Source organism: Venenivibrio stagnispumantis (genome assembly GCF_900182795.1).
Lineage (GTDB): Bacteria > Aquificota > Aquificia > Aquificales > Hydrogenothermaceae > Venenivibrio > Venenivibrio stagnispumantis.
In genome coordinates, this window is the sequence record NZ_FXTX01000001.1 from 48,057 (window position 1) to 72,876 (window position 24,820).

22 protein-coding genes are annotated in these 24,820 nt (G+C 28.1%); 16 read left to right on the forward strand and 6 right to left on the reverse strand.

Annotated elements, in window-relative coordinates; genetic code table 11:
* Window positions 1-14: 14 nt before the first annotated feature.
* From aroD to QOR43_RS00285, 11 genes are all read left to right on the forward strand, one after another.
* Complete coding sequence (gene aroD / locus QOR43_RS00235; RefSeq protein WP_265133738.1) at window positions 15-689, forward strand: type I 3-dehydroquinate dehydratase; 675 nt, start codon at window positions 15-17, stop codon at window positions 687-689.
* A gap of 13 nt (window positions 690-702) precedes the next feature.
* A complete protein-coding gene (locus QOR43_RS00240; protein ID WP_265133739.1) occupies window positions 703-1,254 on the forward strand; it encodes a thioredoxin family protein in 552 nt (183 codons plus the stop codon).
* 44 nt (window positions 1,255-1,298) lie between these two features.
* Window positions 1,299-1,778, forward strand: coding sequence for a DUF4136 domain-containing protein (locus QOR43_RS00245; RefSeq protein WP_265133740.1), 480 nt, complete (start codon window positions 1,299-1,301; stop codon window positions 1,776-1,778).
* Window positions 1,778-3,007 (forward strand): hypothetical protein, encoded by a 1,230-nt coding sequence (locus QOR43_RS00250; RefSeq protein ID WP_265133741.1) that lies wholly within the window; start codon window positions 1,778-1,780, stop codon window positions 3,005-3,007. The genes QOR43_RS00245 and QOR43_RS00250 overlap by 1 nt, the downstream gene beginning before the upstream one ends.
* Entirely contained in the window at window positions 2,995-4,020 is a 1,026-nt protein-coding gene (locus QOR43_RS00255) for a hypothetical protein (RefSeq protein WP_265133742.1), read from the forward strand. The genes QOR43_RS00250 and QOR43_RS00255 overlap by 13 nt, the downstream gene beginning before the upstream one ends.
* Window positions 4,021-4,023: 3 nt before the next feature.
* Window positions 4,024-5,535, forward strand: a complete 1,512-nt coding sequence (gene pelF / locus QOR43_RS00260; protein ID WP_265133743.1) for a GT4 family glycosyltransferase PelF — start codon at window positions 4,024-4,026, stop codon at window positions 5,533-5,535.
* The gene (gene pelG / locus QOR43_RS00265; protein WP_265133744.1) at window positions 5,523-6,899 is read left to right on the forward strand and encodes an exopolysaccharide Pel transporter PelG; all 1,377 of its coding nucleotides are present in this window, start codon (window positions 5,523-5,525) and stop codon (window positions 6,897-6,899) included. Before pelF ends, pelG begins: the two co-directional genes overlap by 13 nt.
* The gene (locus QOR43_RS00270) at window positions 6,865-9,597 is read left to right on the forward strand and encodes an endo alpha-1,4 polygalactosaminidase (RefSeq protein WP_265133745.1); all 2,733 of its coding nucleotides are present in this window, start codon (window positions 6,865-6,867) and stop codon (window positions 9,595-9,597) included. The genes pelG and QOR43_RS00270 overlap by 35 nt, the downstream gene beginning before the upstream one ends.
* Window positions 9,575-10,534: a tetratricopeptide repeat protein gene (locus tag QOR43_RS00275; RefSeq protein ID WP_265133746.1), complete on the forward strand. Its 960-nt coding sequence runs from the start codon at window positions 9,575-9,577 to the stop codon at window positions 10,532-10,534. Before QOR43_RS00270 ends, QOR43_RS00275 begins: the two co-directional genes overlap by 23 nt.
* The gene (locus tag QOR43_RS00280; protein WP_283571391.1) at window positions 10,531-13,392 is read left to right on the forward strand and encodes a tetratricopeptide repeat protein; all 2,862 of its coding nucleotides are present in this window, start codon (window positions 10,531-10,533) and stop codon (window positions 13,390-13,392) included. Before QOR43_RS00275 ends, QOR43_RS00280 begins: the two co-directional genes overlap by 4 nt.
* An 85-nt stretch (window positions 13,393-13,477) precedes the next feature.
* Window positions 13,478-13,804 carry a (2Fe-2S) ferredoxin domain-containing protein gene (locus tag QOR43_RS00285; protein WP_265133748.1) on the forward strand — a complete coding sequence of 109 codons (327 nt, stop codon included), beginning with the start codon at window positions 13,478-13,480 and terminating at the stop codon, window positions 13,802-13,804.
* A 34-nt stretch (window positions 13,805-13,838) separates the two neighbouring features.
* Here QOR43_RS00285 and purD read toward each other — a convergent pair whose 3' ends face one another.
* The 5 genes from purD to QOR43_RS00310 all read right to left on the reverse strand — a co-directional run bounded on the left by purD (window position 13,839) and on the right by QOR43_RS00310 (window position 18,352).
* Window positions 13,839-15,113, reverse strand: coding sequence for a phosphoribosylamine--glycine ligase (gene purD / locus QOR43_RS00290; RefSeq protein WP_265133749.1), 1,275 nt, complete (start codon window positions 15,111-15,113; stop codon window positions 13,839-13,841).
* Complete coding sequence (gene lysA / locus QOR43_RS00295) at window positions 15,110-16,381, reverse strand: diaminopimelate decarboxylase (protein ID WP_265133750.1); 1,272 nt, start codon at window positions 16,379-16,381, stop codon at window positions 15,110-15,112. Before lysA ends, purD begins: the two co-directional genes overlap by 4 nt.
* Before the next feature lie 265 nt (window positions 16,382-16,646).
* Window positions 16,647-16,805, reverse strand: coding sequence for a hypothetical protein (locus QOR43_RS00300; protein WP_265133751.1), 159 nt, complete (start codon window positions 16,803-16,805; stop codon window positions 16,647-16,649).
* A gap of 32 nt (window positions 16,806-16,837) precedes the next feature.
* Complete coding sequence (locus tag QOR43_RS00305) at window positions 16,838-16,972, reverse strand: hypothetical protein (protein WP_265133752.1); 135 nt, start codon at window positions 16,970-16,972, stop codon at window positions 16,838-16,840.
* Between the two features lie 3 nt (window positions 16,973-16,975).
* Window positions 16,976-18,352, reverse strand: a complete 1,377-nt coding sequence (locus QOR43_RS00310) for an amino acid permease (protein ID WP_265133753.1) — start codon at window positions 18,350-18,352, stop codon at window positions 16,976-16,978.
* 118 nt (window positions 18,353-18,470) lie between these two features.
* Here QOR43_RS00310 and QOR43_RS00315 point away from each other — a divergent pair, with 118 nt between their 5' ends.
* Both QOR43_RS00315 and QOR43_RS00320 read left to right on the forward strand, forming a co-directional pair.
* The gene (locus QOR43_RS00315) at window positions 18,471-19,724 is read left to right on the forward strand and encodes a bifunctional 3,4-dihydroxy-2-butanone-4-phosphate synthase/GTP cyclohydrolase II (RefSeq protein ID WP_265133754.1); all 1,254 of its coding nucleotides are present in this window, start codon (window positions 18,471-18,473) and stop codon (window positions 19,722-19,724) included.
* A complete protein-coding gene (locus QOR43_RS00320; protein ID WP_265133755.1) occupies window positions 19,697-20,623 on the forward strand; it encodes a cytochrome c family protein in 927 nt (308 codons plus the stop codon). Before QOR43_RS00315 ends, QOR43_RS00320 begins: the two co-directional genes overlap by 28 nt.
* Here QOR43_RS00320 and QOR43_RS00325 read toward each other — a convergent pair.
* Window positions 20,620-21,591, reverse strand: a complete 972-nt coding sequence (locus QOR43_RS00325; RefSeq protein ID WP_265133756.1) for a GDP-mannose 4,6-dehydratase — start codon at window positions 21,589-21,591, stop codon at window positions 20,620-20,622. The two genes, QOR43_RS00320 and QOR43_RS00325, sit on opposite strands and share 4 nt — an antisense overlap.
* A gap of 67 nt (window positions 21,592-21,658) precedes the next feature.
* On the opposite strand from QOR43_RS00325, the gene QOR43_RS00330 reads away from it, so the two are divergent.
* The 3 genes from QOR43_RS00330 to QOR43_RS00340 are packed head-to-tail and all read left to right on the forward strand — an operon-like array spanning window position 21,659 to window position 24,722.
* Window positions 21,659-22,612 carry a dihydroorotate dehydrogenase gene (locus QOR43_RS00330; RefSeq protein WP_265133757.1) on the forward strand — a complete coding sequence of 318 codons (954 nt, stop codon included), beginning with the start codon at window positions 21,659-21,661 and terminating at the stop codon, window positions 22,610-22,612.
* Window positions 22,609-24,072, forward strand: coding sequence for a cysteine--tRNA ligase (gene cysS, locus QOR43_RS00335; protein WP_265133758.1), 1,464 nt, complete (start codon window positions 22,609-22,611; stop codon window positions 24,070-24,072). The genes QOR43_RS00330 and cysS overlap by 4 nt, the downstream gene beginning before the upstream one ends.
* A complete protein-coding gene (locus QOR43_RS00340) occupies window positions 24,057-24,722 on the forward strand; it encodes a class I SAM-dependent methyltransferase (RefSeq protein ID WP_265133759.1) in 666 nt (221 codons plus the stop codon). The genes cysS and QOR43_RS00340 overlap by 16 nt, the downstream gene beginning before the upstream one ends.
* Window positions 24,723-24,820: the final 98 nt, after the last annotated feature.

The window sequence follows — 24,820 nt, forward strand, 5'->3', positions numbered from 1 at the left end:
ACCGAGGTAAAACTATGTTTGAACAAAAACCTTTAATTGCAATACCTTTAAATGATGAAAATATTTATAAAAATATAGATATAGCAAAAGAGAAAGGTGCAGATATTATAGAACTTCGGATAGACCAGTTTAACAAAATTAATATAGAAGAGATAATCAATATATTAAAATATATAAAAGCTAAAGATTTAAAATCAATATCTACAATAAGGTCTGAAAAAGAAGGCGGTAAATTTATCCAAAATAGATATGAAATTTTTAAAGAGATTGTAAAATATACCGATATAATTGATATAGAATTAACATCTTTTGATATAAGGGAAAAAGTTATAAAGCTTGCGAAAGAAAATGGTAAATATGCCCTTATATCTTATCATGATTTTGAAAAAACTCCTGATAATATACAGCAAATAATAAATCAAGCTTATAACTTAGGTGCAGATATTATAAAATTTGCATTTAAAGCAAATAGCTTTGAAGATGTGGCTAAAATATTGTGTATCACAAACCAAAATAAAGATAAAAATATAGTTGCAATAGCAATGGGAGATTATGGAAAAATAAGTAGATTGGCAGGTTTTGTTTTTGGAAGTTTAATAACATACTCATTTTTAGGTGAGGCTTTTGCTTCGGGACAAATACAGATAGATAAATTGATTGAAGATATGAAATTTTACAATCTCAGATAGGAGGTATAAAAAAATGGCTTTGATGTATTCAATTGATATACCACTTGGAACAGAAATGCCAAAATTTAGATTAAAAGACCCTTTTGGCAAAGAATATTTTAGTGATGAGCTTTATGGTGAAAAAGGTTTGCTTGTGATTTTTAGTTGTAATCATTGTCCTTATGCTTTAGCAGTTTGGCCAAGGGTTATAAAAATTGCAAGGTATGCAAGAGAGCTGGGAATAAATACCGTAGTTATAAATCCGAATATCCATCCTGATTATCCGGAAGATGCACCGGAAAAAATGATAGAAAAAATTAAAGAATGGGGAATAGATTTTCCATATCTTGTAGATGAAACCCAAGAGGTAGCAAAGGCATTTAAAGCACAATGCACACCGGATATATATCTTTTTGATAAAGACCATAAACTTGTATATCATGGAAGAATAGATGACAACTGGCAAGATGAATCAAAAGTTACAAAAGAAGAATTAAAAGAAGCAATAACAAATTTGGCAGAAGGAAAACCAATCTCTCCTGTTCCATATCCATCTATGGGTTGTTCTATCAAATGGAGAGAATAGAAAATAATTGATTTTAATAAACAATTTAAAAAGGGGTTAATAAAATGAGAAAATTTGCAATCTTAATTATATCAGCATTCTTCTTATTGTCTTGCTCTACAGTTACAAATATTCAAAATACAAAATTAGAAAAAGATAAAAAAATTGTTATTTTGCCATTAAAAAATAATACGGAAACTATCTATGCCGGTAAAAGAGTATCAAGTATTATTAGAAATATTTTACAAACAAAAGGTTATGATGTTGTTTATATAGAAACAAAGGATGATGAAAATATTGATATAGACAGATATAAAGAGTTAGCAAAAAGTAATGGTGATTATATTTTAATCGGAGAAGTTAATGAGTTTAGATATAAAACAGGAATAGATGGAGAGCCGGCTGTAAATATTTCTCTTAATCTTATTGATTTAAAATCAGATAAAGTAGTGTGGTCTGCTGTTGGTTCTAAAACTGGCTGGGGACATGAGTCTATTACTACTATTGGACAAAAATTGATAAATGAATTATTTAGGAATTTTTGATGTTAAAAAGATTTTTTAGAGTTGAAACAGATTTATTTACAATAGGTATCCTTTTTGAGGTAATTTTATTTAGTATAATATATTTTGGTATAGGATATTTTTACAATAAGACAGACCCTTTTTTAATAAAGCAAGAAATAAACTTCCTTCTTATATTTTTATTAACTTTAACTCTTTTTTATGGTTTAGCAATAGGGTTATTAATTATATTTTTATTTGCTGTTTTTATGTATTATTACTATCATCCATTTCCAATATATTATTTTTTAGAAAATTTGGTGGTTGTATTAATTGCCGGTGAATTTAATTTCTTTTATAAAAAAAGTTTTAAAAGACTAAAAGAAGAAAATAAATATATAGAATCTAAAATTAACCAACTTAGAAATGCTTTTTATTCTTTAAAATTGTCCCACGACCAACTTGAAAAAAGTTATATTTTAAAACCGGTTAGTTTAAGGGCTATTTTATATGATATAAAAAATCTTACTTTACAAAATGAAAAAGAAGCTGCAGAAGAAGTCATGAAAATAATTGTTAAGTTATTTGATGTTAAACAAGCATTATTTTTAAAAGATAATCAAATATTAGCTTATATTGGAGAAAAATTTAGTATAAATCAAGATGATGAGATGATAAAAACTGCCATAGAAGAAAAAAGAGCCGTATATATTGCAGAAAATATAAATAAGGAAGAGCTTGGTGAAGAATATCTTGCCGTTATACCGGCTATAAATATGGAAAACGAAATAACAGGATTATTCATAATAAAAGAAATGCCTTTTTTAAATTTTAATAAGGAAAATATAATGGTTATATCTATAATAATTTCTTTATTTGCAGATTTCTTAACATATAAAAAATCCGTAGAAAAATATAGAGATATTAGTTTATGTGAGCCGGAGTTTATGTATGAAGTTGATAGATTAACCAAATTACAAAAAGATTTTGGTATAGAAACCCATTTAGTAATGTTTAAATATTATGAAAAGTTTAATATAGATAAAGAAGAATTTTTTGAATTTATAGAGAATAATATAAGGACCGTAGATATGGTTTGCAAACAAGGAGATATTGCCATTGTTTTATTACCTTTTGTGCCTTTATCAGGTGCAAAAGCTTTTCAAGAAAGGATGAAAGAAAAATTATATCAAGAATTGAATATAGAATTATTTTATAGCAAAATTATTAAATTAGAAGAGAAAAATATAAATAAAATATGGAAATATTAATTATGAATTATAAAAAATTATCTATTTCCTTATTATTAGAAATGTCTGCAATAGCTTTTTTATTAATGAATAATTTATATGGGATAATAGTTTTTTATACTTTCCATAGTTTAGCAAGTTTTATACTCAGTTTGGTTCTTTATCCCCTAATCCCTATAAAATTTAAGATTAGAAACAATAAGATATTTTTTATATTTTTTGTAACATTAATTCAAATTGCTACATTGTTAGTTGGATATATATTCTTTATTTTCATCGTTTTGTGGTTACTTAGACACCAGGAAAAACCAGAAGAAAAATTTTTAGATAAATTTTCTTATTCAGAAATTTTTGAGTTTCCTTCTGTAAAAAGACAATTCGGAGAGTCTGCAATTATAGAAGTTTTAACAGGAAAAACTCAAAAAGCTACAAAACTAAAATTAGTATCTCTTTTATCTGAATTTAAATCAAAAGAAGCTATTCAAGTAATAAAAACATTACTTTCTGAAAAAGATGACGAAATTAGATTGATGAGTTTTGGTATTATAAATAAAATTGAAACAAAGATTAATAGAGAAATTAAAGAGAAATTAGATATATTAGAAAAAAAGTTAGATAATTTAGAAAAAGCTTATATTTATAAAGATTTGGCCAAATTATATTGGGAATTAGTTTATCTTGAAATAGCTGACAAAGAGATAGAAAAATTTTTACTTGAAAAGGTAAAATATTACATAGAAGAGAGCAAAAAATTTGGTCTTGAAGATGCAGAAATATTCTTTTTAGAAGGAAGAGTTTTACTCGAAATTTACAAAGAAAAAGAGTTTTTAAAAAAAATAATTTTAGAACAGGCTTTAAATAAATTTTTGGAAGCAATTAAATATAAATATCCCAAAGAAAAAGTTTATCCTTATATAGCTGAAATTTATTTCTATAAAAAAGAATACAAAAGATTAAAAGAAATTCTACAAGAGATTAAGGATATTGCTAAATATGATTTTAAATTATATCCGATATTAGAAGTATGGGAATAAATAATGAGCTATATAAGAAAAGCTGATAATGTAGATATTTTGATATTGGCAGAAGGAACATATCCTTATATAAAAGGTGGAGTATCTTCTTGGATACATCAACTAATATCCGGTTTAAAAGATTTTACATTTGGTGTGGTTTTTTTGGGAAGTAGAAAGGAAGATTATGGTGAGATAGGCTATAAGCTTCCTGATAATTTATTACATTTAGAAGTCCATTATCTATTTGATAATTTTGATAAACCTGTGATAAGAAAGCTTAAAGGGAATAAAAAATCTTTTAAGAAAGTAGAAGAACTTCATAATTTTTTTAAAGAAAAGAAAGAATTACCGAAATATTTGAAAAATTTAGATTTTTACAATAAAGAGGTTGATTTTCCTCAATTTTTATATAGCAAACTTTCTTTTGAAAGAATTGTAAATGAATATATGAAACATTGTCCCGATTTGCCATTTATTGATTATTTCTGGACAGTCAGGAATATACATTATCCTATTTGGAAAATTACGAAAATTGCAGAAAATTTAAATATTGCAAAAATATACCATAGTCCTTCAACAGGTTATGCTGGATTTTTGGGGTCTTTGCTAAAATTTAGTTTTAAAAAACCTTTTATACTTACAGAACATGGAATTTATACAAGGGAAAGGAAAATAGATTTACTTACTGCTGAGTGGGTAAAAGAACATAAACCGTATTTATTAAAAGGTTCTATTGAAGAAAATTATATCAAAAATATGTGGGTAAAGTTTTTTGAAGGTATAAACTATTTTTGTTATGAAGGAGCAGATAAAATCTTATCTTTATTTGAAGGGGCAAGACAGATACAGATCAGTTATGGAGCAAAAGCCGAAAAAACAGAAGTTATACCAAATGGTGTTGATATAGAAAGATATATAAAACTCGTTCCTGAAAAAGAGAAATATAAAAATTTAAAAACAATTTCACTTATAGGCAGAGTTGTGCCTATAAAAGATATTAAAACTTTTATAAGAGCTATTAGAATAGTTGTAGATAAAATTCCTGATGTTCAAGGATGGATAGTAGGACCTGAAGACGAAGATAAGGAGTATGCGCAAGAATGCAGAGATATGGTTAAGATGTTATCTTTGGAAGATAATGTAAAATTTCTTGGATTTCAAAAAATAGATGAAATACTGCCTAAAACAAAAATATTAACTTTGACATCTATCAGTGAAGGTATGCCACTGGTAATATTGGAAGCATTTGCAACAGGGACACCGGTTGTAGCTACTGATGTAGGTTCATGTAAAGATTTAATATATGGCTCCTTAGATGAAGAAGATAAGGAAATAGGACAGGCAGGATTTGTAACATCCATAGCAAACCCTACAGAACTTGCAGATAAATATATAAAATTATTAACTGATGAAAATTTATGGAAAGCCTGTCAGAAAGCTGCATTGGAAAGGGTAAAAAAATATTATTCTCAAGAACTATTTTTCCAAAATTATAGAAGAGTATATGATGAGGCATTAAGATGGCAGGAATAGGCTTTGAACTTAGAAAAATCTTAAAGGAAAACAGTTTACTTTCTATTCTCAAAGTTTACGGATACTCTGCTGTTTTATCTTCCGGTAGTTGGATTATTTCTATATTAAGTATTGTTTTTATTGGAATTGTTAATATATATATTACAAAAAAATATACAGATATAGTTCAATTTCAGGTAGTTATAACTTATCTCATTGCTTTTAGTTTGATTTTTACAGGGTTTTTTCAGCTATCTTTTACAAGATATATTGCAGATAGACTTTTTGAAAAAGATTATAAAAGGGTTTTGCCTAATTATTTTGGTGTTTTGTTTATAACTTTTTTAGTAGGTCTTTTAGTTTTTATTCCTTTATCATTATGGATTTTCCCCCAGCAGAGTAATTTGTTTAAAATTCTTTTTATTTCTTCTTTTCTTGTATTATGTGGTATCTGGCTTTCTAACTCTTTATTACTTGGGCTGAAAGAATATAAAAAAATAGTTTCTTTCTTTGCAATAGGATATCTAATTGTTATAATTTTGAGTTATTTAATTAGAAAATTTGGATTAGATGGATATTTGTTTTCTTTTTTCTTAGGTAATAGCTTTATATTTTTCTCTATAGTTTATCTTATTGTTAAACATTATGAATCTGATAAATTATTTGAACTTGATTTTTTATTAAATAAAAAACATAGAATATATTTTTCTATTGCCGGTGCTGGACTTTTTTATAATCTCGGTATTTGGATTGATAAATTTATATTTTGGATACATCCGGAAACAAATTATAATGTAATAGGCAAACTTAATGCTTCTATTGTTTATGATTTACCGATTTTCTTAGCGTATCTGTCAATAGTTCCTGGAATGGCTATATTCTTTTATAGATTAGAGGCAGATTTTGCGGAAAAATATGATAATTTATTTAATGCCATTAGGACAGATGGAACTTTTGAGCAAATTATAACATATAAAAATGATATGATTGAAACTATTCGTATAGCAATAAAAGAAACTATCATTACCCAAGGAATATTTAATATTTTAATTTATATCTTCTCAAAAGATATATTCAAGGTACTTAATATTCCTTTATTATATTTACCATTATTTTACATTGATTTAGTAGGTGTTCAATTGCAATTAGCATTTATGGCTATTCTTGCTATACTTTTTTATATTGATAGAAAAAGAGAAAGTTTGTTTTTAACTTTATTATTCTTTTGTTTAAATGGAATTTTTTCTTATCTTTCTATTAAAGCCGGATATATGTTTTACGGTTATGGATTTGCTTTATCTTTACTTATCTCTTTTATTGTATCTCTTATTATATTAAGGAGGAATATAGATGATATTGAGTATGAAACGTTTTCTTTACAGTAAATTATTATTTATATTTCTTTTTATTTATGGTGTAAGTTTTGCAAATGAAAATTTAAATTGTGGTGTTTTATTCTATTATAAGGATAAACCTCCTCCAGAAGCAGTAAAACTTTTTGATTATATAGTAGTTGATCCGGATGTTGTAAATAAAGCAGAAAAAAAATATGTTGCTTATTTATCAGTAGGAGAAATAGAGCCTTATAGAAATTATTACAAGAATATAAAAAAAGAATGGATTATAGGTGAAAATAAAGTTTGGAAAAGTTATATAGCAGATGTATCTAATCAAGATTATATAGCTTTTCTGATGAAATTAGTTGATAATTTATATCAAAAAGGATATAGAGCTATATTTTTTGATACCTTAGATAGTTATCAGCAAGTTGTAAAACAAGATAAATGGAATATTTATGCAACTTCTATTGGAAATTTTGTAAAACAAGTTAAATATAAATATCCTGATATAAAAATATTTACCAATAGAGGATTTGAATTTATAGATAACTCTTTTAATGGTATTATTGATTTTGTTGTTGCAGAAGGATTATTTAGTTCTTACGATTTTAAAAATCAAAAATATAAAGATGCTTCTTTTTCTGATACAAAATGGCTACTTGATAAATTAAATTATGTAAAACAAGTAATAAATGCAAAGATTATAGTTATAGATTATACCGATAATAAACAAAAAGCCATAGAATATGCTAAAAAAATAAAATCCCTCGGATTTATTCCGTATGTGGCAGATATAAATCTTGAAACCATAGGTATAGGAAATTGTATATATAAACCAAGAAAAATTTTAGTAATTTATAATGATGAAGCATCTAAGGATTTTTCCAAAACAGTTGCTTACAGACTTATACCTATTGCACTTGAATTTATGGGATATATGATAGAAGGAGTAAATCCTGATAAAGAGAACCTTCCGGAAAAGACCTTAGATAGATATGCAGGAATAATTGTAATTCCTGAAAGTAGTTCTTTCAAAAATGAAAATTTTTTTCAATGGATAAAAAAAAGAATAGATGAAGGTAATAAAGTTTTATTTTTAAATTATTTTGGATTTGATATAACAGAAGATAATATGAAACAACTTGGAATAGAAATATCACAAAATCAGGATAAAAAAGATTTTAAAATAAAAAAAGCAGAAAAATATACAGGTTTTGAAGCACCGATAGATACAAGCTATACGGATACTTTATTTTCTATAAAAGAAGGAAAACCGGTTATAGAGCTTGAAAATAGTATTAATCAAATCCATATTCCTGTTGCCATAACAAAATGGGGTGGATATGCACTTTCAGAAAATTTTTTAATTTCTTCTCCGAATGAACTATTTATTATAGACCCATTTATTTTTATAAAAGAAGCTTTAAGATTGGAAGATATTCCGGCGCCTGATATAACGACAGAAAATGGAAGAAGAATATTTTTTTCACATATAGATGGAGATGGTTTTATAGAAAAAGCAGTATTTAATCCATCTAAATATGCAAGTCAAATAATAAAAGAAGAAATCTTTGAAAAATATGATATACCTATTACCGTATCTATCATAGAAGGAGAGATAGCACCTTACGGAATTAGACCTCAAGAATCTGAAAAACTTGAAAAAATAGCAAAAGAGATATTTGCTATGCCAAATATAGAGATTGCAAACCATTCTTTTTCCCATCCATTTAAATGGCAAAATTTGGAGGTAGAAGGAGAAAAAGAAGGTTATAACCTGAATATACCGGGTTATAAATTTTCCTTAGAAAGAGAGATAATTGGTTCTACAGAATATATAAATAATAAATTGGCTCCGGAAGATAAAAAAGTTAAAGTGTTCCTATGGACAGGTGATTGTAATCCGTCAGAAAATGCTTTAAAGCTTACTTATCAAATAGGTCTTTTGAATATGAACGGTGGCGGTTCTACAATGACAAATCTAAAACCTTATTTAGCTCAAAACTATCCAATAGGTGTCAAAAAAGGAGATTATTATCAGATATATGCACCAAATCAAAATGAAAATGTTTATACAAATCTGTGGACAAGCAATTTTCACGGATTTGTAAATGTAATTCAAACATTTAAATTAACAGATAAACCAAGAAGAATTAAACCTATTAATGTTTATTATCATTTTTATTCCGGTTCAAAGTTATCATCATTAAAAGCATTGAAAGAAGTATATGATTATGTTTTATCACAAAAAATCACTCCTATGTTTGCTTCCCAATGGATAGAAAGAGCTTTAGATTTTTACAATACCGTATTGGCACAGGATTTAGAAGGTAATTGGTTAATCAAAACTGATGGAAAATTAAGAACAATAAAAATACCAAAATCAAAAGGTTATCCTTCAATTACTGAAAGCGTAGGAATAATAGGTTTTAATGATTACAATAATGAAAGATATATACATTTATCAAATGGTGATAAATATTATTTGGTTTTAAAAGATAAACCGGAGAATAATATTTATTTAAAAGAAAGCAATGCAATGATAGAAAAATTTGAAAAAAATAAAGATGGATTTTATTTAAAATTAAAAGGATATTTACCGGTTGAAGTTATATTTTCAAATGCAAAAAATTGCGTTATTAAATCAGATAAATATATAAATATAAAAAATATAAATGATGAACTCATCATAAACTCAGAAGAGAAAGAGGTTAATCTAAATGTACAATGTTCCAAAAAGTGAGCCGGTAATTTTATATAGGGAAATAGTTGCTTTATTTGTAATATTTATCATAATCTTATATTTATTATATCCGGCAGATAAAATATTAGAATTAGTACAAAAAGAAGAAAGCAATATAGATTTAACAATAACTTATCTTGAAAAGATACAAAAAACAAATCCTGCTGATATATCAATATGGGAAAGATTATTAGAACTTTACATAAGAAAAGGAGATTACAATAAAGCAAACGATTTAATAGAAAAGATGGGAAATTATCCTAAGGAAGATATTTCATCAAAAGCTGTATTATTAAGATTCATATTAAATAAAAATTTATATTATGCAACAAATAATCAAAAATATAGATTGATATTATCAAATATGGCTGAAAATTTATTAGAAGGATTTAAAGATGATAAAATAAGATTAGCAGAGCTTTATAAAGATTATTTATCACTAGCAATGCCAGATAAAGCATTATTCTTTGCAAAAGAATTAGCAATATTGTATTTAAAAGAAAAAGATTTTAAAAATGCAAAAATATGGCTTGAAAATGTTTATAAACAAGCATTAGCCACATCTAATTTTGACGAAGCTTTAAAAGCTCTAAAAGCATTAATATCAATTGAACCGACAAATATCACTTATTATGAAAATCTTGCAAAAATATATATTGCAAAAAAGGAGTATAAAGAAGCATCAAATATATACTTACAATTAGCCGAAAAAGATATTACAAAAAGAAAAATATATATAATAAAAGCTATAAAAACATTACAATCAGGAAATATGTTATCAGATGCAGCAGAATTGGCAAAAAGAAATGAAAAATTATTAATTCACAATAAAGCCGATTTTGAATTTTTGATGAAACTTTATATTGCAACTGGTAAATTAGAATATGCAAAAGAACTTGCTATAATGTATGGAAAGAGCGTAGGGGCATTAAAATGAAAATGAAGAATATTAAATATACTCTATTATTAATGGCAATTTTAAATTGTAGTATATATGCCGAAGATATAAAAAATAATCCATCTTTCAAAGAAATAAAAAAAACTGAAGAAAATATAAAACTTCCGATAGATGAAAATTTATTAAAACTTTCTTTTCAAATATTTTTACAAACAAGAGATTTAGAAAATGCATATAAATTAGCTAAATTTGCAGTAGAAAAATTTCCTGATAGCATATATTGGAGAAAAAATCTTTTTATGGTTTCCCTTTGGACACAGCATTTAGATGATGCTTACGAATCTGCAATATTTTTATTTAGAAAAAAGGTAAAAGATATAAAAGATTTAGAAAAAACTGTATATTCTCTATCTATATACAAAGGAGATTATTTCACTATTTCTGAAATTCTAAAAAAAGATATAGAAAGAGGCAACCTGAAAAAATTAGATGAATTTGTTTATATAAATACAGAAATACTTGGCAATATTAATGAAACAATAGATTTTTTAAATAATATTTATCAAAAAATTGATGATAAACAGCAAAAATTCAATATATTAAAGGCTCTTTTTAAGATATATTACGGATTAGAAGATATTAAAAATGCAAATCTAATTTTAAATAAAATAGAAGAAGAAAATTATCTTGGATTTGTTGATGATGATTTTGCTATGCTTGCTTCTGATATATATTTTGTTCAAAAAGAGTATAAAAAAGCATTAAATATATTGAAAATAGCAATGCCAAAAGCAAAAGATAATAATTTAGATTACTGGAAAACATTAAGTGATATGGCTGTTTTTATAAAAGATTATGAAACAGCATATGAAGCCTCAAAACATCTTTATAAGATAGATAAATTCAGAGATGTAGATATAGAAAGAATATATTTATATTCTAAGGATAATAAAGAAAAAGAAGAAATATTATTAAAAGGGTGGGAAAAATTTAAAAAACCTTATTATGCAATTTTATATATCAATTTTTTAATGGAAACAAAACAGTATGAAAAGGCATTAGCTTTTGCCGAAAAAACAAAAGATGATATTACTTTAAAAAATGATATGATTTTTTATCTTTCTCTTGCAAATTTATACTACACTTTGAAAGATTATGAAAAAACTAAGGATATTTATCTATATTTGATTGCTAAGACAAGTAGTTTATCCGTTAAAGAAAGTTTATTATGGCTCTTAATGGAAATAAAAGATAAAGATTTGGATTATTATTTAAAAGCTTTTGAAAATGATGTTGCTAAGAATAAAAATTTGGCTTTAGTTTATGCTTCTGCATATTTTCAAAAACAGAAATATAATGTTGCAGTTGCATATTTGAAGGAATATATAAAATTTAAAGGTGCAACACCGGATTTACTATCTCTTTATGCAGATATCTTACAAGCAGCCGGTAGAGATGAAGAAGCAGAAAATATAAGAAAGCAAGCTTATACCTTGATTATTGAAAAATTGAATAAAGAAAAAGATTTTTTTGAAAAAAGAGAAAATATATCAACATATCTTAGATTATCTATATATTACAAAACACCGGAAGAGTTTAAAAAATTATTTATAAAATACAAAGATAAATTAGAAGAACAGGAAAGAAAAGATTTAGAAATTTTATATTATTTGCAAAATAATGAGCAAGAAAGAGCGAATTATTTGATGAGAAAGTATAGTTATAGCCAGCCCTGGATGCTTCTTAATGTTGCTTTAACTTTTAATGATAAAGATATGATGGAAGATTTACTTTATAAATATATAAATTCATTACCAACAAGGGATAGAGTAGAAGCAGCAAGAAGAGTCGGAAATATTCAAGAAGCTTTTGAACTTGCTTATGAAGGACTTGAAGAAGAAACCCAATCTAAAATAAAATTACCTTCCCAAAGGTCAGAAGATTATCAGTTATATAAACAATATTTAGATTTAATAAAAGAAAATAGTAATAATCTTACACTTATACAAACATTTCAAAGAAGAGATGTATTAGATACATCAAATACCAATATTAATTTATATCAGCATATAGCTAAATCTTTTTATATTGATTTAAATTTAGATTGGTATTATTTTAAATCTTCAAATAAAAACACACTTATAAACCTCCCTTCCTTGGCAAAAAGATTAGATATAGAATTTATAAAAAGATTAGATTTAAACTCAAAAATATATTTTTCACTCGGTTTAATTGATTCTTTAAAATCTATGGCTATTTATGGTTTTGGATTTGATTATTATATTCTTAATAACTCAATGTTAGGTCTATCGTATAATTATGGAAAAAAAGCTGATGAAACTACTTATCTATTAATAGGTGGATTTAAGGAAGAATATAAATTATCAATTACTAATAATTTAACTTCTAAAAATACAGTATACGGAAGTTTAGCATATCAAAGATTTTACTCCCAAGATAAAAAATTATTAGGTAGTGGTAAAAATTTATACTTAGAGTATGCTTACTATTTAAGACGTGGTTATCCGGATATTACATTAAGAAATTATTTTAGTTATGGTATTTATGATGAGAAAAATTGCCGAGATTGCATTATAAATCAATTATCACCTTATTTAAATACACAATTTTTGCCACAAACATTTTATGAATATGGAGCTGGAATTATAATTGGAGAAGTTAATAGATTAGGTTATACAAGGGTAGTTAGACCTTTTGGACATTTAACGGCATCGTATAATAATAAATATGGTATAGGATATAATTTTGGGGCAGGGATAGGAGGGCATATATTTAAGCAAGACCATCTTTCTATTGGATTTAACATAGGTAGAGGATTTAAATCTGCAAAAGATTACATTTATGAAATATTTGAAATTTATAATCTTTTCTACTAAAAAACCTAACAAAAATCATTTTTCTTTTCTTTGCTTTTTTATAAGCTATTTATCAAAAATTTGAGATTAGGAGGTAAGTTAAGTTATGTCTGAATTTAAACATGTATTTGTATGTATGCAAAGAAAACCACCTGGAATGCCTTCCTGTGGTGATAAAGGTTCAGACCAGATATTTATGAAATTCCAAGAAGCTTTGATGATGAAAGGTTTATTTAACAAAATGGCCGTTACTCCTACCGGTTGTCTTGGACCTTGTATGTTTGGACCAAATGTTGTTGTTTATCCGGATGCAATCTGGTATGGAAATGTAACTCCGGCAGATGTTGAAGAGATTATTCAAAAACATATAATAGAAGGACAGCCTGTTGAGAGATTGATTGTTTCAAGAGGAAAACCACCGGGAATGTTCTAATATAAAAGAGAGGGCTTTATAGCCCTCTTTATTCTTATTTTTTTCTATTTAATTCTCTATATCCTATATCTTTTCTGTAATGTGCTCCTTCAAAATGTATCTTAGAAGTTGCATTATATACTTTTTCTACAGCTTCTTTTATATTTTTTCCTGTTGCTGTAACTGTTAAAACCCTACCACCATCTGTTACCAATTTTCCATCTTTTATGTTTGTTCCGGCATGAAAAACTACAACATCTGGGTCTTTTTCTGCTTCTTCTATGCCTGTTATTTCTTTTCCTTTTTCATATTTATCCGGATATCCTTTTGATGCCATTACTACTCCAACTGAATATTTATCTATCCACTGCGGTTTTACATTATCTATATCACCTTCAAGAATTTGTAAAATATGCTCTACTAAATCTGATTGTAATCTTCTCATTATTGGTTGGGTTTCAGGGTCTCCCATTCTTACATTAAACTCAAGCACATTTATACCTTTGGAACCTATCATCAATCCGGCATAAAGAAAACCGGACATTTCTCTTCCTTCTTGTATCATTCCTTTTAATGTAGGATACATAATTTTTTCTAAAATCTGTTTTTCTATCTCCGGAGTTATAACAGATGTTGGTGAGTAAGCACCCATTCCACCTGTATTTGGTCCTTTATCGTTATCATAAACTCTTTTGTGGTCTTGTGATGTAGCCATAGGGACAAGTTTATCACCTTTTACCATAGCTATATATGAAGCTTCTTCACCATCTAAATATTCTTCTATAACTATTCTTTGGCTTGCTTTTCCGAATTTACCGGAAAACATATCTTTTACTGCATTTATTGCTTCTTCTTCTGTCATTGCAACTATTACACCTTTACCGGCTGCAAGTCCATCTGCTTTTATTACAATAGGAGCTCCCATCTTTTTTATAAAATCTATAGCTTTATCTTCTTCTTCAAATGTTTCATAAAAAGCAGTAGGTATTCCATATTTTTTCATGAAATTTTTTGCAAAAACTTTACTTGATTCAAGCATTGCAGATGCTTTTTTATGTCCGAATATTTTTAACCCTTCCTGCAAAAATCTATCTGCTATTCCTTCAGATAATGGCTGTTCAGGACCTACAACTGTTAAATCTATTTTGTTTTCTTTTGCAAATTTTACAAGATTTTCTATATCTGTAGGTTCTATATCAACTTTTTTTGCTATTTTCCATATACCGGCATTTCCTTTTGCACAATATAGCTCTTTTACCAATGGGCTTTGTTTAATCTTCCAAGCTAATGCATGCTCTCTTCCGCCGTTTCCTACTACCAAAACTTTCATTGAATAACCTCTTCTTCAAGTTTTATTAAATAGTTATAATCTTCTCTTTCTCTTATTATTTTGAAATTATTATTATCAACTAATACTTCTAATGCTCTTGGTCTTACATTATAATTTGAAGACATAGATGCTCCATAAGCTCCGGCAGACATAACTGCTACTAAATCTCCTCTTTCCACCTGACAGATTTCTCTATCAATTCCAAGAAAATCTCCGGATTCACAGATAGGCCCAACTATATCTGCTTTTATTGTTTTATCTTTAATTTTTACTGCCATAATATGATGGTAAGCGTCATATATAGAAGGTCTAACTAAATCATTCATTCCGGAATCTACTATAACAAAATGTTTTTCTTTTTTATCTTTAAGAAATAAAACTTTGGTTATTAATGCTCCTGCTTCTCCTATTAATGACCTTCCCGGTTCTATTATCAGATTTAATCCAGTTTGTTTAACTATTGGTATTATTGCATTGGCAAAATCTTTTATATTTGGTGGTTCATCTGTTATTTTATACTTTATTCCTATTCCTCCACCTATATCAAAATATTTCAGCTCTATTCCTTCTTTTTTTAATTTATCTACAAGTTCTGCCACTTTTGAAACTGCTTCAATATAAGGAGATATACTCATTATCTGTGAGCCAATATGACAATGAACACCTATAATTTCTATATTTTTAAACTGCATAGCTTTTTTATAAATATTTAATGCTTCATCTATATCTATACCGAATTTACTTTTTTTCATACCTGTAGAAATATATGGATGGGTCTTTGGGTCTACATCAGGATTAACTCTTATAGATATTCTTGCAACCTTGCCAACTTTTTCTGCAATGCTGTTTATTACTTCTATCTCTTGATAGCTTTCAACATTAAAAGAAAGTATATTTTCTCTTATTGCAAACTCTATCTCAAAATCTGTTTTACCTACTCCGGCATACACAATTTTATTTGATGGTATTCCGGCTTTTTTTGCTTTATAAAGCTCACCACCGGAGACAATATCACAACCTATATCATTTTCTTGAAAAATTTTTAAGATGGATAAATTGGAATTTGCTTTTGCTGCATAACAGATTATTGTAGGATAATCTTTAAAAGCTTCCTTATATTCATTTATTTTATCTATAATGGCTTTTTTACTATATAAATAAAATGGAGTTCCTACTTTTTTGGCTATTGTTTCAATACTTACATCTTCACAATGTAATACTCCATCCTTATATCTAAAATAAGAATTAAAATCATTACTATCTATCATCTTATAATTGCTTACCTCCTAAAAATCTTTTGGATACAATAACTGATTACGGTCTTACCAATTTGCAAAAAGCAGGTAATTATTATATAATAATAACTTAGTAATATCAACCAATGCCGAAGTGGCGGAATTGGCAGAAACAGAAACTGAAAAATTTAGGTTATATAAATAGTTCCCTTTGTATCTCTCCAAATATTGTTTTACCAATATTTGAAGGACTTGCTTTTTTGATGTGTATGGTGTTATCTCTCCAAGAGAACTTCTCTTAGAGATATTCCTTTTTTTCTTCATAGTGTATAAATGTAAAGCTTTTTAGAGTATTTGTAAAGATATATCTATTAATAACTATAAAAGCTGTTTTTAATCTTTCTAAATGTTTTTGGGTTTCCTCATATGCTTTTTTATATATGATTTTATGGTTCATAACAATCTTACTCCAGATTTCAATATATATATCTATATCTCCACTTTTTTATTTACATCTGCCCTTGAACCAAATATCCAAAGTTTTACATCTTCCCCAAAGATATCTTTTGCCAGAGATTTTATAGCTTCTATTTCAAAATCTGATAATCTTAACCTGTTATTCATTTTTCAACTTTCAATTCTACGGCTATTTTTATATCCATATAAAAAGTATATTAAAAGACCTATGATGCACCATACTATAAATCTAATCCATGTTTCATGAGGAAGACCTGCCATTACTACCATAAGTAAAATTATATTTATATACAGGAGTATATTTCCAAAAGGCACTTTAAAGGAAGGATTATAATCTTTTTCTGTTTTTCTTAAATATAAAACTGCTATTGCTACTATAAGATAAGAAAATAAAGTTCCGATATTAACAAGCTCTGCAAGAATTTTAAGAGGTATTAATCCGGCTAATGTGCTCAGTAATATTCCACCTAAGATAGTAGCTTTATATGGTGTTTTAAATCTTGGATGAATATCTGCAAATTGTTTAAAAAATAATCCATCTCTTGAAATAGCAAATATAACCCTTGTAAATCCAAGACCCATTACAAGCAAAACTGAAATTATAGTTATTACTGCACCTATGGATATAAAAGATGCAATAATAGGTTCATTTACTTTATACATAGCAAAGGCAAGAGCATCAGGCACATTTAACTCTTTATAAGAAACCATACCAACAAGAACAAAAGAAACAACCATATAAAACAAAGTGCTTATTGCAAGAGATAATATTAAACCAAGTGGAACTGTTTTATTTGGATTTTTTGCTTCTTCTGCAACTGTGGCTATTGCATCAAAACCAAGATATGCAAATACTATTAAAGCTGCTGCTCTCCATACACCTTCCCATCCATAAGGTAAAAAATCTGAAAAATTTGCAAAATTTATATGAGGTAATCCAAATATTACAAAAACAATTAATACTAAAAGCTTTAAAGCTACAATAAAGTTATTAAAAGTTGCACTTTCTTTTATTCCTATGGTAAGAAGAATAAAAACAAAAACCAATGCCAAGAAAGCAAATAAATCTATATATGTTCCTGCTTCTAAGTTAAAAGAACCGGATATCTCTTTTGGTATATGAATACCTAAGCTCTCTTCTAAAAATCTTCTAAAATATCCTGACCATCCGGTAGCAACTGCCGATGCTGCAATTCCATATTCAAGTAATATATTCCATCCTACAAGCCAAGCTATTATCTCTCCCAAAGATGCATAAGTATAGCTATAAGCTCCACCGGCTACCGGATAAGCAGATGCAAGCTCTGCATATACTAAGGCTGATATACCTATTGTTATTGCTCCAAGCAAAAATGATAAAACAATACCTGGACCTGCATATAAAGCCGCAGCCTGACCGGTAATAACAAATATACCTGCTCCTATAATACCACCTATTCCAAGTAAAACTAAATCTAAAACACCAATTTTTCTCGGCAAACCGGTTTTGTCCTTTTGATATATTTTTTTTCTAAATATGCCATTCATCCTGACCTTACCTCATTATTTTTTTATAAATTATATCATTACCTTTTTTGATTGAAAATTTATATTTTTAAGATTATATTAATAAGCTAACTAAATAATTTATCCGAGGTGAAAAAATATGGAGATAAAATTTAGCAAAATAGAGGATGCTATAAAAGATATACAGGAAGGGAAAATGATAATTGTGGTTGATGACCCTGATAGGGAAAATGAAGGGGATTTGGTTATGGCTGCTGAAAAGGTTACGCCTGAGGCTATTAACTTTATGGCAAAAGAAGGAAGGGGATTAATATGCCTTTCAATGCTTCCTGAAAGATTAAAAGAGCTTGATATTCCACTTATGACACAAAATAATACAGACCCGAAAGGAACAGCTTTTTGTGTTTCAATAGATGCCCATCCTAAGTATGGAACTACTACCGGTATATCAGCTTTTGATAGAGCTATAACCATAAAACTTGCAGTAAGCCCTGATGCTAAACCATCTGATTTTGTAAGACCGGGGCATGTATTTCCACTTATGGCTAAAAAAGGTGGAGTATTGGAAAGAACAGGACATACAGAAGCTTCTGTAGATTTAGCAAGATTGGCCGGATTGTATCCTGCAGGGGTAATTTGCGAAATAATGAAAGAAGATGGGACAATGGCAAGACTGCCTGATTTGGTAAAATTTGCAGAAAAATATAATCTAAAAATAATAACAATAGCAGATTTAGTTCAATATAGATTAAAAAGAGAAAAACTTGTCCAGAGAGAAGCGGAAGCTATGCTTCCTACAAAATATGGTGTATTTAAAATTTATGGATACAGGAGCCTTGTTGATAATTCAGAACATGTTGCCCTTGTAATGGGAGAGATTAAAGAAGATGAACCGGTTCTCGTAAGAGTCCATTCAGAATGTTTAACAGGTGATATTTTTGGCTCATTAAGATGTGATTGTCAATCCCAATTACATAAAGCATTAAAAATGATTTCAGAAAATGGGAAAGGTGTGCTTGTTTATATGAGAGGACATGAAGGAAGAGGAATAGGAATAATAAATAAAATAAAAGCATATAATCTACAAGACCAAGGATATGATACGGTAGAAGCAAATCAAAAACTCGGATTTAATGCAGATTTAAGGGATTTTGGCACCGGAGCCCAGATACTCCTTGACCTTGGTGTTAGAAAAATGAAACTGATGACAAACAATCCAAGAAAAATAGTAGCATTGGAAGGATTTGGACTTGAGGTTGTTGATAGAGTTCCTATTTTGACAAAACCAAATCCACATAATGTAAAATATCTAAATACAAAAAAGGATAAATTAGGACATCTTATTGAAGAATTTGAGGGGCAATCATGCAGTTTAGAAGATTTATCTTCTTAATATTGGCTTCTTCTTTATTATCTTCCTGTGATAAGATTGGAAATATTTTTCAAGAAAAAGATTTATTACAAAGACCTGTTGCTAAAAGATGTTCTGACTGCCATACAGAAATATACAACCAATGGAAAGAATCGAGACATGCAGTATCTTGGATAAGCGAGCATTATAAAAAAGCCTCAGGAAATTATACAGAAGTATGTATATCCTGCCACGTCCCTTATGAGATAACTGCTTATGAAAAACCCAAAAGCAGAGATTTCCATAGAGAAGATGGAATAAATTGTGCTTCCTGCCATTTTAAAGATTCTACAAAATCTATGCATGGTCCTTATGATGTTTTTTCACCACCTCATCCTTCCACAAAAGATGAGCTTTATACAAAAGCAGATATATGCTCCGGCTGTCATCAAGAAACATTTAAACAATGGAAAACTGCTTCTGTAGAAAGATCATGCCAAGAATGCCACATGCCGGCAAAAGAAGGAAAATTGATACAAAAATTTCCATTTAATCTAATGCATGCATCTAAGCCGGTTCATGACCATTCTTTTAAAGTGCCTACACCAAAAAAAGATTTTTTTGATATACAGATAACAAAGCAAGATAAAAATTTAAATCTTGTAGTTATTAATAAGAAAATTCCTCATAATATTCCAACCGGAGATAATGGAAATCCAAAATATTATATAGATGTATCTTTCTTAAAAGATAAGCAGATTGTTTATACGGATAGTGCCATGATTACAAAAAAGGAAAACGAGGCAATACCTTACAATCAACCAAGAGAAATTAGCTTTTACTCTCCAGCTGATTTTGATGAAGTTAAAATAACATTTAGCAGAAAATTATCATGGCAAGATAAGCCGGAAAAAATCTTTGATATAAAGAAATCCTTTTAAAGCTTTATATCTTTAAGCCAATCTCTATTTTGGAGATACCATTCTATGGTTCTTTTTATGCCTTCTTCAAATGGTATTTCCGGTTTCCAACCTAATAACTTTTCTGCTTTTGTAATATCTGCCCATGTTTCTTTTAAATCTGCTTTATGAAACTCTTTTTGAGAAATAACCGCTTTTTTACCAAGATATTTTTCTATGGTAGAAATCACTTCTTTTAATGATATAGGATTTTTCCCACCACCGAGGTTTATAATTTCATATCCTACCGGTTTTAATGCTTTAATTGTTCCTCTTGCTATATCATCTACATAGGTAAAATCTCTGGATTGGGAGCCATCTCCAAAAAGTTCTATAGGTTTTTCCTCATCTATCCATTTTATAAATCTAAATATACTCATATCAGGTCTTCCTGCCGGCCCATAAACGGTAAAATATCTAACGACGGAAACATCTATTCCATAAAGATAATGGTATGTATAACATAAAACTTCTGCAGCTTTTTTTGAAGCAGCATAAGGAGAGATAGGTGTATTTACCGGTAAATCTTCCTTAAAAGGCATGGGTTGCCCTGCATATAAAGAAGATGTTGAAGCCAAAACAAATTTATTTATACCGTATTTTCTACTAAGTTCTAATAGATTTAATGTTCCTTCTGCATTTGTAGAAAGATAAACAAAAGGATTTTCTATACTATATCTAACTCCTGCCCTTGCTGCCAAATTTATAACAGCATCTATTTTATTATCTTGAAATATAATATCCATCGCTTCTAAATTCTCTATATCGGCTTTATAAAATTTAAAATTTTTAAAATCTTTAAGCTGATTTATTCTGTATTCTTTTAATCTAACATCATAATAATCATTCATATTATCTATTCCGATAACATTTATACCTTCTTTTAATAAAAATTCTGCTGTTTTCCAACCTATAAATCCAGCTACTCCCGTTAATAAAATATTTTCCATAACAACCTCCATCAGTTTTAAATTATGGTAAAATTATAGCATAATTGATAATTCCTTAGAGGTTTAGATGGAAGATATTTTATCTTATGAGCTTTTTGGAGTTAAATTTAAGAATCCGGTTTGGACAGCTTCCGGCACATTCAGTTATGGACTTGAAGTAGCAGAGCTTTATGATTTATCTGAGCTTGGAGCAATTGTTGTAAAAGGATTATCATTAAAGCCAAGAAAAGGTAATCCGCCGGAAAGAATAGTAGAAACACCTGCCGGAATGCTTAACTCTATCGGTCTTCAAAATCCGGGAGTTGATTATTTTATTGAAAATATCCTTCCAAAACTAAAAAAATATGATACAAGAATATTTGCCAATGTTTTCGGAGAAGATGAAGAAGAATATATGGCAGTAACTGAAAAACTTGATAAAGCAGATGGGGTAGATGGTCTTGAACTTAATGTATCCTGTCCTAATGTAAAAAAAGGAGGACTTGCATTCGGAAATGACCCAGAAACATTATATAATCTTGTTTATAAATTAAGAAAATTAACAAAAAAACCTTTAATTGTAAAATTAAGCCCAAATATAACAAATATTTTGGATACTGCCGATGCATGCGTTTCTGCAAAAGCAGATGGTCTTGTTCTTATAAATACATTACTTGGAGTAGCCATAGATGTAGAAAAAGAAAAACCGATATTATCAACAATAACCGGTGGATTATCCGGACCTGCTATCCTTCCTATTGCAGTTAGAATGATTTGGCAAGTATATTCTAAGTATGGAGATAAAGTGCCTATAATAGGCGTAGGTGGAATAACAACTTATCAAGATGCCCTGCAACATATACTTGCAGGAGCCATTGCAATCCAAGTTGGCACCGCTAATTTTTATGACCCATTTTCACCTTTAAAAATAAAAGAAGGATTAATTAAACATATAAATAAAAAAGGATATAAACATTTTCTTGATTTAGTAGGAAAAGCCCATAAAATGATAATAAAAGAAATCGTAGGAGAAGGAAGATGAGTTTAAAAATCTATAACACATTAACCGGAAAAAAAGAAGATTTTGCACCTATTAAACCGGGAGAAGTAAAAATATATACCTGTGGTGTAACCACTTATGATTATAACCATGTAGGACACGGAAGAAGTTTAATAGTTTTTGATATGATAAGAAGATATTTAAGGTATCTTGGATACAATGTAATCTTTGTAAGGAATTTTACAGATGTTGATGATAAGATTATAAATAGAGCAAAAAATGAATGCCTTCCATTTAATGTTATATCTGACAGATATATAAAAGAATATTTTGATGATGCAGAGAAATTCAGAATAGAGCCGGCAGATATAGAGCCAAGAGTAACAACCCATATACCGGATATTATAGATTTTATACAAAAATTGATAGATAAAGGATATGCTTACGAAGTTGATGGAGATGTTTATTTTTCTGTAAGAAAATATAAAGATTATGGAAAATTATCAAAAAGAAGCATAGATGAACTGCTTATCGGTGCAAGAATAGAAGCATCGGAAAAGAAAAAAGACCCGCTTGATTTTGCTTTATGGAAAGCATCAAAAGCTGGAGAACCGGCTTGGGATTCACCTTGGGGGAAAGGAAGACCCGGATGGCATACAGAATGCTGTGCAATGATATTTAAACATCTTGGAGAAACTATAGATATACACGGTGGCGGACTTGATTTAATATTTCCACATCACGAAAATGAGATTGCACAGGCAGAAAGCTTATCAGAAAAACCATTTGCAAGATACTGGGTTCATAATGGACTTGTTACTGTAAATGGACAAAAGATGTCTAAATCTCTTGGTAATTATATAACTTTAAAAGAGATATATGCAAAATATAATCCGGATATACTCAGATTATTAGTTTTATCTGTCCATTACAGAAGCCCACTTGATTTCTCTTGGGATAAAATGGAAGAAACAAAAAAAGCCTATGAGAGATTAAAAAATGCTATAGATGAATACTCTATACTGGAAAAACTTCCGATAAATAATGATTTCAATATAGATTTATACCAAACTATCCAAAAAATCCAATCCCAATTTTACGCAGCAATGAGTGATGATTTTAATACACCGGAAGCCCTTGCTTCAATATTTACCCTTGTAAGAGAGATGAATATATTAAAAGATAAAGCAGTAAAAGAAGGTGGTATCTCCAAAAAAGCATTGGCTTCTTATAAAGAAGCAGCAGACACTATACATAATCTTTGTAGAGATATATTTGGTTTATTTGATAGCTTAAAGCCATGTATAAAAGAAGAAAAAATAGAGATAGAGCAAAAAGAAGAAAAATTAGATGAAGAATTAATACAAACATTAATTGAAGTCAGGGAAAAAGCAAGAAAAGAAAAACAGTATGCCATTGCTGATTTTATAAGGGATAAATTATCAGAAAAAGGTATTATTATTGAAGATACACCGGTAGGAACAAAATGGAAAAAAATATAGCCCAAAATATATTTGATAGTATAGTTCATAGCTATGATAAATTTTTAAATAGCACCACTTTTGGACAGATAAAAAAATGGCAAAAAGAGTTGATAGAAAACTCAAAAATAGGAAAATATGCAGTAGATATAGGAACCGGAACCGGTGAAGTTATAAAATATATATCTGAAAAATTTCCTTATGCAAAACCTATTGGATTAGATATATCTTTTCAGATGCTAAAAAAAGCAAAAGAAAAAGGCATAAAAGCCACATTTATAAAAGCAAATGCATTAAATATGCCATTTAAAGATAACTCTATTGATAATATCTTCTGCTCTTTATCATTTAGGCATTTTCCTACCGATTTAGCTATAAAAGAATTTAAAAGAGTATTAAAAACCGGTGGAGAAATCTCTATCCTTGATATATCAAAACCAAAATCTAAAATATTTTATAATGCAGTTTATTTTTTTGCAGATAAAATATTTAGACCAATAGGAAGATTGATTTTTTCAAAAGAAGAGTATGATTATTTTGTTGAATCAGTAGAAAACTCAAAAACAGTTCCGGAGCTCGTAAAAATATTTGAAGAAAACCAATTTAAAATAAAATACACCAAAGAAAGATTTTTTAAATTAATACATATTATTGTAGTAGAAAAAATATAAGCTTTTCAGAAGCTTTATATAATTGATATTGTAAAGAAATATACAAAATATACAAAAATTTTATATTTAAAAAACAATTATGTTATAATTGTACTATA

Excerpts from the sequence above, each read along its gene's own strand:
- QOR43_RS00300 (WP_265133751.1), bottom strand. The coding sequence starts at position 16,805 with ATGAACCATAAAATCATATATAAAAAAGCATATGAGGAAACCCAAAAA.
- QOR43_RS00250 (WP_265133741.1), top strand. The coding sequence starts at position 1,778 with ATGTTAAAAAGATTTTTTAGAGTTGAAACAGATTTATTTACAATAGGT.
- QOR43_RS00270 (WP_265133745.1), top strand. The coding sequence starts at position 6,865 with ATGATATTGAGTATGAAACGTTTTCTTTACAGTAAATTATTATTTATA.
- QOR43_RS00330 (WP_265133757.1), top strand. The coding sequence starts at position 21,659 with ATGGAAGATATTTTATCTTATGAGCTTTTTGGAGTTAAATTTAAGAAT.
- QOR43_RS00340 (WP_265133759.1), top strand. The coding sequence starts at position 24,057 with ATGGAAAAAAATATAGCCCAAAATATATTTGATAGTATAGTTCATAGC.
- lysA (WP_265133750.1), bottom strand. The coding sequence starts at position 16,381 with ATGATAGATAGTAATGATTTTAATTCTTATTTTAGATATAAGGATGGA.
- QOR43_RS00240 (WP_265133739.1), top strand. The coding sequence starts at position 703 with ATGGCTTTGATGTATTCAATTGATATACCACTTGGAACAGAAATGCCA.
- QOR43_RS00315 (WP_265133754.1), top strand. The coding sequence starts at position 18,471 with ATGGAGATAAAATTTAGCAAAATAGAGGATGCTATAAAAGATATACAG.
- QOR43_RS00325 (WP_265133756.1), bottom strand. The coding sequence starts at position 21,591 with ATGGAAAATATTTTATTAACGGGAGTAGCTGGATTTATAGGTTGGAAA.
- pelF (WP_265133743.1), top strand. The coding sequence starts at position 4,024 with ATGAGCTATATAAGAAAAGCTGATAATGTAGATATTTTGATATTGGCA.
- QOR43_RS00285 (WP_265133748.1), top strand. The coding sequence starts at position 13,478 with ATGTCTGAATTTAAACATGTATTTGTATGTATGCAAAGAAAACCACCT.
- QOR43_RS00245 (WP_265133740.1), top strand. The coding sequence starts at position 1,299 with ATGAGAAAATTTGCAATCTTAATTATATCAGCATTCTTCTTATTGTCT.
- QOR43_RS00275 (WP_265133746.1), top strand. The coding sequence starts at position 9,575 with ATGTACAATGTTCCAAAAAGTGAGCCGGTAATTTTATATAGGGAAATA.
- purD (WP_265133749.1), bottom strand. The coding sequence starts at position 15,113 with ATGAAAGTTTTGGTAGTAGGAAACGGCGGAAGAGAGCATGCATTAGCT.
- aroD (WP_265133738.1), top strand. The coding sequence starts at position 15 with ATGTTTGAACAAAAACCTTTAATTGCAATACCTTTAAATGATGAAAAT.
- QOR43_RS00320 (WP_265133755.1), top strand. The coding sequence starts at position 19,697 with ATGCAGTTTAGAAGATTTATCTTCTTAATATTGGCTTCTTCTTTATTA.
- QOR43_RS00255 (WP_265133742.1), top strand. The coding sequence starts at position 2,995 with ATGGAAATATTAATTATGAATTATAAAAAATTATCTATTTCCTTATTA.
- cysS (WP_265133758.1), top strand. The coding sequence starts at position 22,609 with ATGAGTTTAAAAATCTATAACACATTAACCGGAAAAAAAGAAGATTTT.
- QOR43_RS00280 (WP_283571391.1), top strand. The coding sequence starts at position 10,531 with ATGAAAATGAAGAATATTAAATATACTCTATTATTAATGGCAATTTTA.
- QOR43_RS00305 (WP_265133752.1), bottom strand. The coding sequence starts at position 16,972 with ATGAATAACAGGTTAAGATTATCAGATTTTGAAATAGAAGCTATAAAA.
- pelG (WP_265133744.1), top strand. The coding sequence starts at position 5,523 with ATGGCAGGAATAGGCTTTGAACTTAGAAAAATCTTAAAGGAAAACAGT.
- QOR43_RS00310 (WP_265133753.1), bottom strand. The coding sequence starts at position 18,352 with ATGAATGGCATATTTAGAAAAAAAATATATCAAAAGGACAAAACCGGT.